10 protein-coding genes are annotated in these 11,577 nt (G+C 40.9%); 4 read left to right on the top strand and 6 right to left on the bottom strand.

Going from position 1 to position 11,577, the window contains the following annotated elements; all coding sequences use genetic code 11:
- From AC6F75_RS07080 to AC6F75_RS07055, 6 genes are all read right to left on the bottom strand, one after another.
- A partial coding sequence (locus tag AC6F75_RS07080) for a sodium-translocating pyrophosphatase (RefSeq protein ID WP_500714265.1) occupies window positions 1-2,402 on the bottom strand: 2,402 nt, incomplete at its 3' end.
- A 133-nt stretch (window positions 2,403-2,535) separates the two neighbouring features.
- The gene (locus AC6F75_RS07075; RefSeq protein ID WP_500714264.1) at window positions 2,536-3,072 is read right to left on the bottom strand and encodes an inorganic diphosphatase; all 537 of its coding nucleotides are present in this window, start codon (window positions 3,070-3,072) and stop codon (window positions 2,536-2,538) included.
- An 80-nt stretch (window positions 3,073-3,152) separates the two neighbouring features.
- Window positions 3,153-5,633: a DUF5686 family protein gene (locus AC6F75_RS07070; RefSeq protein ID WP_500714263.1), complete on the bottom strand. Its 2,481-nt coding sequence runs from the start codon at window positions 5,631-5,633 to the stop codon at window positions 3,153-3,155.
- 54 nt (window positions 5,634-5,687) lie between these two features.
- Window positions 5,688-6,665, bottom strand: coding sequence for a pyruvate dehydrogenase complex E1 component subunit beta (locus AC6F75_RS07065; RefSeq protein WP_500714262.1), 978 nt, complete (start codon window positions 6,663-6,665; stop codon window positions 5,688-5,690).
- Window positions 6,666-6,803: 138 nt separating this feature from the next.
- Window positions 6,804-7,109, bottom strand: coding sequence for a type II toxin-antitoxin system RelE/ParE family toxin (locus AC6F75_RS07060; RefSeq protein ID WP_500714261.1), 306 nt, complete (start codon window positions 7,107-7,109; stop codon window positions 6,804-6,806).
- The gene (locus AC6F75_RS07055) at window positions 7,110-7,346 is read right to left on the bottom strand and encodes a hypothetical protein (RefSeq protein WP_500714259.1); all 237 of its coding nucleotides are present in this window, start codon (window positions 7,344-7,346) and stop codon (window positions 7,110-7,112) included. It lies immediately after the preceding gene.
- 373 nt (window positions 7,347-7,719) lie between these two features.
- Between AC6F75_RS07055 and AC6F75_RS07050 the strand changes: the two genes are divergently transcribed.
- The 4 genes from AC6F75_RS07050 to AC6F75_RS07035 all read left to right on the top strand — a co-directional run.
- A complete protein-coding gene (locus AC6F75_RS07050; RefSeq protein WP_500714258.1) occupies window positions 7,720-8,466 on the top strand; it encodes an electron transfer flavoprotein subunit beta/FixA family protein in 747 nt (248 codons plus the stop codon).
- 117 nt (window positions 8,467-8,583) lie between these two features.
- Window positions 8,584-9,552, top strand: a complete 969-nt coding sequence (locus AC6F75_RS07045; RefSeq protein ID WP_500714257.1) for an FAD-binding protein — start codon at window positions 8,584-8,586, stop codon at window positions 9,550-9,552.
- A 79-nt stretch (window positions 9,553-9,631) separates the two neighbouring features.
- Window positions 9,632-10,255 (top strand): bifunctional nuclease domain-containing protein, encoded by a 624-nt coding sequence (locus AC6F75_RS07040; RefSeq protein WP_500714256.1) that lies wholly within the window; start codon window positions 9,632-9,634, stop codon window positions 10,253-10,255.
- 12 nt (window positions 10,256-10,267) lie between these two features.
- Window positions 10,268-11,577: Na+ dependent nucleoside transporter N-terminal domain-containing protein (locus tag AC6F75_RS07035; protein WP_500714255.1), on the top strand; the 1,310-nt coding region annotated here is incomplete at its 3' end.

Here is an 11,577-nt window from a genome sequence, read left to right as displayed (position 1 = left end):
TCTTCGTGGCTTCCTGAAAATTCATTTACTTCTTCTACTCTTTCACCATCTACAGTTTTCACTACAGTTACTTTAGCAGTTGTTTCATCTCCTTGCACAGAAGTTTCAATAAATACTTGTCTAACCTCATTTGAAGTTTCTCTAGCCTGACCCAATTGGTCTTGGGTAATTAATCTCTGTGTTCCGTCATCACCTGTTACATAAACTTCTTTAACCACATTAGGGTCGTCAGCAGTTTCTATAGCACCGTGACCTCCAAGTACCGGAGCTATTACCAATCCTACCAAGCAAGTTAACTTAATCAAAATATTCATAGAAGGGCCTGAAGTATCCTTAAACGGGTCACCCACTGTATCTCCTGTAACTGCAGCTTTGTGAGCATCAGAACCTTTATAAGTCATCTCGCCGTTGATCATTACTCCGGCTTCAAAAGATTTCTTAGCATTGTCCCAAGCACCACCGGCGTTGTTTTGGAAAATAGCCCACATCACACCACTCACACACACTCCGGCCATATAGCCACCAAGTGGCTCAGCTCCAAAGAAAATACCGATTAAAACTGGAGTAATAATAGTTATCAATCCCGGTAAAATCATTTGTCTTAAAGCAGCATTGGTTGAAATCTCCACACACTTTGCATATTCAGGAGTGGCGGTTCCTTCCATAATTCCGGGAATTTCACGGAATTGTCTGCGCACCTCCTGAACCATTTCCATCGCAGCTTTTCCAACTGATTGCATCGCCAATGCTGAGAAGATTACTGGAATCATACCTCCCACAAACAGCATAGCCAAAACATCGGCTTTATAGATGTTGATACCGTTAATTCCGGTAAAGGTTACATAGGCAGCAAAAAGCGCCAATGCAGTCAATGCTGCAGAAGCAATGGCAAAACCTTTTCCTGTTGCTGCTGTGGTGTTTCCCACAGAGTCTAAAATATCAGTGCGTGTTCTTACTTCTTTTGGTAAATCACTCATTTCAGCGATACCTCCGGCATTGTCAGCGATAGGACCAAAAGCATCAATAGCAAGTTGCATCCCGGTTGTAGCCATCATCGCTGAAGCAGCAAGTGCCACTCCGTAGAAACCTGCCAATTCATAAGAACCATAAATGGCGGCAGCAAATAACAATACCGACCAAAATGTAGATTTCATACCCACGGCAAGACCTGCAATAATGTTAGTTGCTGCTCCTGTCGAACTGTTTTGCACAATGTCCATCACCGGTTTTTTGCCTATACTGGTGTAATATGCGGTTACAAATGAAATCAAAGCTCCCACTGCAAGACCTATACAGGCCGCAAAGAACACATTGATTGAAGGCACTATAACCGGGATAGCCTCGCCAAAGAAACGCATTTGCATTTCAGCAGGAAGCATCCAGTCAATCAGGAAGTAACTTGCGATTAGCGTTAAGATAATTGCTGACCAGTTTCCGATATCCAACGCTTTTTGAACCTGGGGCTCTTTAGCTGAATTGTCTTTTATTCTTACCAGGAAAGTTCCCAATACTGAAGCCAAAACACCCACACCGGCAATGGCCAAAGGAAGTAAAATAGGCCCCATATTATTAAAAGCATCGGTATGCTGAATGGTTTCAGACATATCCCTGATGACATAATTTCCAAGTACCATAGCTGCAAGAACAGTAGCTACATAACTTCCAAAAAGGTCTGCACCCATACCGGCAACATCACCCACATTATCACCAACATTATCTGCGATAGTAGCAGGGTTTCTTGGGTCATCTTCAGGAATACCGGCTTCTACTTTGCCTACTAAATCTGCTCCCACATCGGCTGCTTTGGTATAAATACCTCCACCCACACGGGCAAAAAGCGCAATAGACTCTGCTCCCAATGAGAAACCTGCTAGGGCTTCAAGAACGATGGTCATTTTAGTATAAAAATCATAGTTCTCCAAGCCCATAAACTGACCCATGAAAAACAAGAACAACAAACTCATTCCCAATACTGCAAGTCCGGCAACGCCCAGGCCCATTACGGTACCGCCGCTAAAAGAAACTTTTAACGCTTGTGGCAAGCTGGTTTTAGCAGCTTCTGCAGTACGGGTATTGGCATCGGTTGCCATACGCATTCCAATATTTCCGGCAAGACCGGAAAAGAAAGCACCAATAATAAACGCCGGAACTATCATCCAACTCGTCAATTCAACCAGGGTTGAAACATAATACAACGCTATGGAGGCAATCACAACAAATATGGCAAGCAAACGGTACTCTGCATTTAAAAATGCCAACGCACCTTCCTTTACACTTTTTGAAATAAACTGCATGCGGTCACTACCGGGCGACTGTTTTTTAACCCAGCTCATCTTGTATAGCATAAATAACAACCCAAGGATTGAAAGAGCTATCGGTAAATAAATAACGTTTGATTCCATATATAAAATAATTTGATTTTGGTTAAAGCAGCGCAAAAGTATGAAATTAGGACATAACAAAAAAAAACAGCACTACAATAGTGCTGCTTTTTCACTTTACCTTAAACTTAACTTAAAAATTTATTTAATAAACTTACATTTTATACAAACTGTAATACTCTTTTTTTGCTTCATCCAGCCCTTCAAAGCGGTCTGTACATTTGTCGATAATATCAAGTGCTTCTTCAACATTGCCCCAGCCTTCAACATCCACTTTTTTGTTTTCCAAATCTTTATACACCTGAAAAAAATGTTCGATTTCTTTGATCAAATGCGGATTGATATCTGAAATATCATTGATTTTATCACCATTGGGGTCACTAATTGGTACACAAATTACCTTTTCATCCGGTCCTTTTTCGTCGGCCATATGGAACACACCAATGGGTTTTACCTCAATAATACATCCGGGAAAAGTAGGTTCAGTCACCAGCACCAAAACATCCAACGGGTCGCCGTCAAGAGCAAAAGTTTTCGGGATAAAACCATAGTCTGCGGGATACATCATCGATGAAAACAACATACGGTCATACCTGATTTTTTTTAAATCAAAATCAAACTCATATTTGTTTCTGCTTCCTTTGGCAATTTCGACTAAAACGTCAAATTTTTTCAGTTTTGCTGCGCTCATAAATCATGTCCTTAAAACGGGGTGCAAAATTACAAATAAAAAGAAGTATAAAACAAGAAAATTATCGGAAGTATTTTTGTCTAAAATTGAAACCCAAAAGCCCCGGTAACACCAAATGACCTGGCCCCTTCATTCTCAAAATAATTGCCCCTGAAATTGAAATCGAGTCGGAAAATTTTGAAGATGTTTCCCACCCCAAAACTGTATTCATAATATATATCTTCAGGTGCTTGATAGACAATATTGGAAGCGTTTAAGGCAATGTTCTCTTCGGAAATCTGACCGTATATGGCTCTTATACCCACAATTTCCCTCAGGTTAAGTTTTCTCAGAAAACCAATTCTGGAAAAAATCCTTCCGCCAAAATTGTGTTCCAGATGCACCGAAGCGTAAGTGTCGCTCACAAACTCATAATAATCAAGTTGCGTAAATGTGTTATATATACTGAACAAGGTCTGGTTGCCGGGCACGGGACTCAGCAAGCCCAAAGGCACTTCCCCAAAAATTTTCCCCATTTCAATAGTGGTGTACATCCTGCCAAAGCCACCAATATTCCATGGCTGGGTGTAAAGGGTTTGCAGCTTTTTGTATTCAAAATCGCCTTGTATAAAGTCTTTTAATCCGTAAGTGTATCCAAGGAAAAACTGGGGATATTTACCATAATTGATGATGTTGCGCTCTACTCCAAATCCCGATGTGCGGATTCCGGGTGTATAAGTCAATGAAAGTTCTATTTCAGGTTGGGTGATTTCAGATTGTATGTTGCCTTCAGAATCAAAATAATCCAGACTGAAAGTATCTGTAGCCGATTTTAATGTTCTGTATGACATTGTAGTTCTGAAAATCAGGTTTTTGAAAGGCTCAAGTTCAAATCCAAATGTGGTTAGGTTAATATTGGTTAAACGGTCGTTGGCACCCACCGACACCAGAGATGAAGATGCCAGGTTCCTTCCCAGAACGTCATTTGAAGTGGTCAGGCTGGCACCGGTTTGCTCTATATCCCGCCGGTTTCCGCCAAAAACAATCAATCGCGAATTTCGATCTACCAACCATTTTCCCGAAATGCCATATTTAAACTTGTTATCTTTTAATCCATAAGCCAAAAAACCTTCCAAGCGCCACATATCATTTTGACCAAAATAGGTTCTTCCACCACCGCGAATGAGCAATCCTTCGGCTTCATTGTATCCAAAAATTGAAAACACCGGACCAACATCAAACCCGGGCAACTCATAATATCCTGAAGCCAGAACAGTACCGAGACTGTAAAGCCTTTGAAACCTTCTAACAGTTTGCAGGGTATCAAGCATTACATAAATCTGTCTTTCGTCCTTGTTGAGCTCCTCCATCCGGCGTTCTTCCCAAAACTCATCGGCTCTGTTATATACCTCCCATTGGTATGGGTCCACTTGGGCACGGTAAAAATTTCGGTCCCTTTTTTCGTTAAACACATGATTGTCATATAAAGTTGTGCGCTTGCCATACATACCCCGTGATTCATCTTTTTTTGAAAAGGCAAAATCGGTCATAAAGTGATCGCGTTTAAGCAAAAAAACCGAATCGTTAAGCACGTCAAACTCCTGCTCGATATACACCTCTTTTACCCAGTTAATATTGGCGGTCTTGTTGAGGTGCATATTGATTTCCTTAATGGCCCAGGTAGTATCATTCACCCAAAAATCTCCCCTGAATGTGAGTTCACCTTTTCTACGTGGGTAAAAAACAATGTTGTAACACCATTTGTTGTCGCGGTAAGCGCTGTCTAAAAGGGCATAGTTATACACATCAATCCCGGTTCTGGAAAGCGGACTGGTAAAAGCTTTGTCAAAAAATTTCAGGTAGTTGTCATAAACATCATAGTCTGCATAAAGCTCTTTCACAAACTCAATCAACGCTTGGTTGTTACTGAACCCGGAGTTTTTATTGCCCTCAAGAATTTCTTTTTCGAGATTCATCAAATTGTCGCCATACACTTTATAAATGGCCTCATTGATAAAAATGGGCAAATAGGTTTTTCCTGTAATTCGTGAAGTATCGGCAAAATCAAAAACAAATTCCATCCCCCTGAACATTCTGCTATTTATAAGAGCACTGTCAATGGTATTGATATCAAATTCCAACTTCTCATACTTGTCATACCGGTATTGGTCAAACATCTTTACGCCATTTGACCTTCGGTTTTCCCAGATTTTACGGAGTATATCTATGGCCGGATTGTCTTTTTTGGAAAGTTTTCCGCCGAATAGAACTATTTCGTCAAGCTGTGAGGATGATTCCTCAAGGACAATTCGCAAATCGTAAGTGGTTCTGGCAGTAAGTTCAATTTCTTTGGTTTCATAACCCACAAAAGAAATCACGAGAGTATTATAAGTGGATTTAGACTCCAGATAAAAGCGGCCGTTTTCGTCAGTTATAGTTCCTTCGTGTGCATTTTTAAACAGCACATTGGCAAAGGGCACCGGTTGGTTAAAATCGTCAAACACCCTGCCGCTTACCCGGGTTTGGGCAACTGCATCAAGGACAAAAAACAATGTAAAAATGAAAAGTAGTGTGTACTTCATAAAAAAACTTCGCCAAGAAAAGTGACGAAGTTACAAGAAATATGATAAGTTTAATTATTTATACATAACCTTTTTTACAGCTTTAACAACATCTTCACTATTGGGCAACCATTCCTTTAATAGGTTTGGTGAATAGGGAGCCGGTGTGTCTGCCGTGTTTATTTTAATGATGGGCGCATCCAGATAATCAAAAGCCTGCTCCTGTACCTGATAGGTGATTTCGGTTGAAATATTTCCAAAAGGCCAAGACTCTTCAAGAATAACCAGTCTATTTGTTTTCTTTACAGAATCAATGATGGTCTTGTGGTCCATTGGGCGGATGGTGCGCAAATCTATAATCTCACAACTGATGTTTTCTTTTTCAAGTTCTTCGGCTGCTTTATAGGCTTCTTTGATGATTTTTCCAAAAGAAACAATGGTAACATCTTTACCTTCACGCTTCACTTCGGCAACCCCAATCGGGATTACATATTCGCCTTCAGGCACCTCACCTTTATCACCATACATCTGCTCGCTCTCCATAAAAATCACAGGGTCGTTGTCACGAATGGCTGCTTTTAAAAGTCCTTTGGCATCCTTGGGGTTTGAAGGCACTATTACTTTTAAACCGGGACAGTTGGCATACCAACTCTCAAAAGCCTGTGAGTGTGTTGCCCCTAGCTGACCGGCAGAAGCTGTGGGCCCTCTAAACACGATGGGGATATCAAATTGCCCGCCACTCATCTGACGCATTTTGGCCGCGTTGTTAATTATTTGATCTATGGCTACCAACGAGAAGTTAAAAGTCATGAACTCCACTATCGGGCGGTTGCCGTTCATCGCTGAACCAATAGCAATCCCTGAAAAACCCAACTCGGCAATGGGGGTATCAATCACTCTTTTGGCGCCAAATTCATCCAGCATACCCTTTGAGGCCTTGTAAGCACCGTTATATTCGGCAACTTCTTCACCCATTAAATAGATACTTTCATCGCGACGCATTTCTTCACTCATTGCTTCGGCTATGGCTTCCCTAAACTGTATAGTTTTCATAGATTTATTCTTATATGTTTATTTTCCAGAAACTTTCATTTCGGGTAGGCAAAAATAGTATTATTTAGATTTAATTCAGAAAAATTAACTTGAATTAATTCTTTCAAGATTTATTTACTTACTGATTTTGTTGAAATGCTACAAATTTTTCCTTTCCTGCCATTTATCAGTGTCTAAAGCCGTATGAAAGACTGCATAAACAGAAATCTGTAAATTTTTATCATCGATTGTAAAATGCACCATGTATGGAAATATTTTTAGAGGCAAGCAGTGTACTTCGTCATAACGTTTGTTGAAGAAAGGATTTTTTTCAAGAGAGGATAGGTACTCATCCAATTCAGCTTGAAAACGCCTCCCTAGACCCGGTTGTTTTTCGTCATAATAATCAATAGCCTTCTGAATGTCTTGAATTGCTCTGGGGTCTATGACAATCGTGAAGTTCATTTAGGACTTACCTTTAAATTTAAATTGCTCACGGGCTTCACTCCAGGGAACCATCTCTTGGGGATTTGCTGTTTCGATTCGCTGGCGAACCATTTCTTTGTGCTTTTCGGGAACCTCCGTTTCATCCACCTCGCCGGCCAAATCAACTTCTTCTGTTATTTCTATATTCAATTGCCTGACGAGCTCCAAAAAGAAACTCAACTTTTTGTTAGGTATTTTTAATGTTATTTCTTTCATAATTAGTTCAATATATACAAAAATACTATTATTTCCCTTTTATTCGAAAATTTCACCTGTAATTCTTCCAAAGATTCCACTCTCCAAAATAAAAAAATCAGTGTCTCCTAAACTTACAACATAAAAATTTTAAAAACCTTGTATTCTGTTCTAAAAAAACAACTTTTAACTGAAATTTACTATGCGTGCATAGCATAAAATTAAAAATATATAAGTACCTTCGTGGCATCAAAACTGACGTCTGTCAGTGATTATTTAGAAATCCAATTTAAATAGTATTTAAGATGAAATATCCACGACAAAATTTAACTCGCAAACGTTAGAATTTGCTTGGATGTTCCATATGACCTATTTAAAAAAATATTAAAAACATATGAAAATATTAGTCTGTATCAGTCACGTTCCTGACACAACTTCAAAAATCAATTTTACGGATAATGACACCAAATTTGACACAAATGGGGTGCAATTTGTGATTAATCCCAATGACGAATTTGGTTTAACCCGTGCTATGTGGTTTAAAGAGAAACAAGGCGCTACAGTGCACGTGGTCAACGTGGGCGGCCCGGAAACTGAACCCACTTTGCGTAAAGCACTCGCCATTGGCGCAGATGAAGCCATTAGGGTAAATGCTTCTCCCACTGACGGTCTTTTTGTAGCCAATCAACTGGCCAAAGTCATGCAGGACGGCGGTTATGACCTGGTCATTGCCGGAAGGGAATCCATCGACTACAACGGCGGCATGGTGCCCGGTATGCTTGCAGCCCTTACGGGAGCAAGTTTTGTGAATACTTGCATAAGCTTGGAGATTGATGGCAACAATGCCAAAGCTACAAGGGAAATTGACGGTGGAAAGGAAACTTTAAGTACAACGTTGCCATTAGTCATTGGCGGACAAAAAGGCCTTGTTCAAGAAAGCGACCTGCGCATCCCCAATATGAGAGGGATTATGCAAGCCCGCCAAAAGCCTTTGAAAGTAGTTGAGGCAGTAGCTGCCGAAAACACCACACAAGTAACCGGTTTTGAAAAACCTGCACCCAAAGGAGCCGTGAAAATGGTAGACCCTGAAAACGTAGGAGAACTTATTGACCTGCTTCATAACGAAGCCAAAGTGATATAAATGCCCCACCCTAACCCTCCCCAAAATGGAGGGAATTATATAAGTTAATCATAAACCCGCCTCTTAACACAACTCCCCTCCTTTGGAGGGGTCGGGGGAGGCCAAAACATAAACAAAATGTCCATATTAGTATATACAGAATCAGATCAGGGAAAGTTTAAAAAAATAGCCCTAGAGGCCGTTTCCTATGCCAAAGGCATAGCCGAAATGCTTGACACAACTGTAACAGCAGTTTCCATCAATGGTGGAGATGCTTCAGAGCTGGGAACTTACGGTGCCTCAAAAGTGCTTCAGGTTTCAGACAGCAAATTGGAGCAGTTTAACGCCAAAGCCTATGCAGACACCATTGCCCAGGCGGCACAACAAGAAAGTGCCAAAGTGGTCATTCTCAGCAGCAGTGCAAACAGCAAATTTTTTGCGCCTCTGCTTGCGGTGCAATTAAACGGAGCTTATGCACCCAATGTAGTTACTTTGCCCGAAGGCACTTCGCCTTTTGTTGTAAAGTCCAATGTGTTTACAAATAAAGCTTTCGCGAAAACAGAATTAAAATCAGATATAAAAATCATCGGGCTTTCCAAAAATGCTTACGGTTTAAAAGAAAACCCGACTCCAGCTACTGCCGAAAGTTTTTCACCTTCATTAAACGACGCCGATTTTTCAGTAAAAGTGGAAGCCGTTGACAAAGTGACCGGAAAAGCCACCATCGCCGATGCAGAAATTATTGTTTCAGGAGGGCGCGGATTAAAAGGCCCTGAAAACTGGGGAATGATTGAAGAACTTGCTGAAGTTTTGGGCGCAGCAACTGCTTGTTCTAAACCGGTGAGTGATATGGGCTGGAGACCACACAGCGAGCACGTGGGCCAGACAGGAAAACCTGTAGCTTCAAATTTATACATCGCTATTGGAATTTCCGGAGCCATCCAGCATCTTGCGGGTATCAATGCTTCAAAAGTAAAAGTGGTCATTAATAATGACCCCGAAGCACCTTTCTTTAAAGCTGCTGATTATGGTATTGTAGGTGATGCTTTTGAAGTAGTTCCAAAACTCATCGAAAAATTAAAAGAATTTAAAGCCAATAACGCATAATTTTTTATAAATTGTGCCTCTCTAAGGGCTGTTTAAATAAGGTTTGGCCCTGTTTAAACAGCCTTCTGTTTTTTGTCCTATGAGCTTAGTCAGACTTAATATAAAAGGAATTTCTTACAGTCAAACTCAAAACGGCGCTTACGCCCTGATTTTGAGCGAAGTTGACGGTGAAAGAAAACTTCCAATTGTCATTGGTGCTTTTGAAGCACAATCCATTGCCATTGCTTTGGAAAAAGAAATCAAACCACCAAGACCACTCACCCACGATTTGTTTAAAAACTTTGCCGATCGCTTTGAAATTCAGGTCAAGCAAGTCATCATCCACAAACTGGTGGACGGCGTTTTCTTTTCCAGCATTATTTGCGAAAGGGATAAAATTGAAGAAATCATCGATGCCAGAACCAGTGATGCCATTGCTTTGGCTTTACGCTTTAATGCGCCCATTTTCACCTACAAAAACATCCTGGAAAAAGCCGGTATATTTTTAAAAGCCGGCCCCAAGAAAAAGGAAACCCCCGAAGATGAACAGGCCATACTGGAGCAACTGATGACTGATGATACCGAATCCACTAAAAAATCAACCAAAAGTTATAAAACCTATTCCCTAAAAGAGTTGCACAATATGCTCGACAAAGCCGTTGACAATGAAGATTATGAAAAAGCGGCGCTCATCAGGGATGAAATCTCCAAAAGGGAAAAATAACCCGTCCGTCCAATGATCAGACTTCTATTCCTCAGTATTTTTCTGTTTGTATCACAAGTCAATTTTGGACAATCCATAGAAAAAACCTGGTCTTTTACTGACATTACAGATACTGAAAATCAAGCACTGTTTGAAGTCAATCCGGCTACTGATACCATCGTTTTCAATCAGGGAAAATTTCAATATTTCCTTTCGGCGAAAGACAATCTGGAAGCTTCAGGTGACTATCTGCTTCAGCACAACTTACTGGTGTTGTTTTACACCCAGCCCAACGATACCATCAGAAGATATCACATCACCCAACTCACCGAAGACGAACTTGCATTTACTGAAAACGACGTTACATACAGCTTTTCAGACCGTGCCGCTTCGCTTGAAGAAGTCATCCAAAAAGAAATGATACCCAGTGCCGGTTTCACAGCAGAAAGCTTGTGGAAAGGGGTTTTGGGCATGCTGGTGCTGATACTGCTTGCTTTTCTCTTTAGCAGCAACAAAAAAGCCATTCGCTGGAAAACAGTAGGTATCGGGTTAACAGCCCAATTGTTGTTGGCAATCGGGGTATTGAAAGTCCCTTTTATTCAAGCCGGTTTTGAATTTGTAGGGAAAATATTTGTCAAGATTCTTGACTTTACACAGGCAGGAAGTGAATTTCTTCTCGGCGGCATGATGAATGTGGAAAGTTTTGGGTTTATCTTTTTGTTTCAGGTGTTGCCCACCATCATTTTCTTTTCGGCTTTGACTTCGGTTTTGTTTTATCTCGGATTTATTCAAGTTGTAGTCAAAGGACTTGCCTGGGTGTTAACCCGTTTAATGGGCATTTCCGGAGCAGAAAGCTTATCGGTTGCAGGCAATATTTTCTTAGGTCAAACTGAAGCCCCATTAATGATTAAAGCCTATCTCGAAAAGATGAGCAAGTCTGAAATGCTGCTCGTTATGGTGGGTGGCATGGCCACAGTTGCCGGCGGTGTTTTGGCAGCATACATTGGCTTTCTGGGTGGTGAAGACGAAGTGATGAAAATATTTTATGCCAAGCATTTATTGACTGCCTCAGTCATGGCGGCACCCGGTGCCATCGTCATCGCTAAAATGCTCTACCCGGAAACAAAAGAAATCACTAATGAAGTTGAAGTTTCTGAAGATAAAATAGGCTCAAATTTATTAGACGCCATTGCTAACGGTACTACCGAAGGTTTAAAACTGGCCGCAAACGTGGGCGCCATGCTTTTGGTGTTCATTGCTTTTATCGCAATGATTAACTTCGGTTTTGAAAAATTAGGCGAGATTACCTCCCTCAATGCCTGGGTGGCTTATAACACACCCTA

Source organism: Planktosalinus sp. (assembly GCF_059864935.1).
Note: the sequence above shows the minus strand (reverse complement) of the source record. Positions and strands in the feature narration are given on the sequence as shown.

Coding starts and splice junctions, on each gene's coding strand:
- AC6F75_RS07075 (WP_500714264.1), bottom strand. CDS start 3,072: ATGAGCGCAGCAAAACTGAAAAAATTTGACGTTTTAGTCGAAATTGCC.
- AC6F75_RS07070 (WP_500714263.1), bottom strand. CDS start 5,633: ATGAAGTACACACTACTTTTCATTTTTACATTGTTTTTTGTCCTTGAT.
- AC6F75_RS07065 (WP_500714262.1), bottom strand. CDS start 6,665: ATGAAAACTATACAGTTTAGGGAAGCCATAGCCGAAGCAATGAGTGAA.
- AC6F75_RS07060 (WP_500714261.1), bottom strand. CDS start 7,109: ATGAACTTCACGATTGTCATAGACCCCAGAGCAATTCAAGACATTCAG.
- AC6F75_RS07055 (WP_500714259.1), bottom strand. CDS start 7,346: ATGAAAGAAATAACATTAAAAATACCTAACAAAAAGTTGAGTTTCTTT.
- AC6F75_RS07050 (WP_500714258.1), top strand. CDS start 7,720: ATGAAAATATTAGTCTGTATCAGTCACGTTCCTGACACAACTTCAAAA.
- AC6F75_RS07045 (WP_500714257.1), top strand. CDS start 8,584: ATGTCCATATTAGTATATACAGAATCAGATCAGGGAAAGTTTAAAAAA.
- AC6F75_RS07040 (WP_500714256.1), top strand. CDS start 9,632: ATGAGCTTAGTCAGACTTAATATAAAAGGAATTTCTTACAGTCAAACT.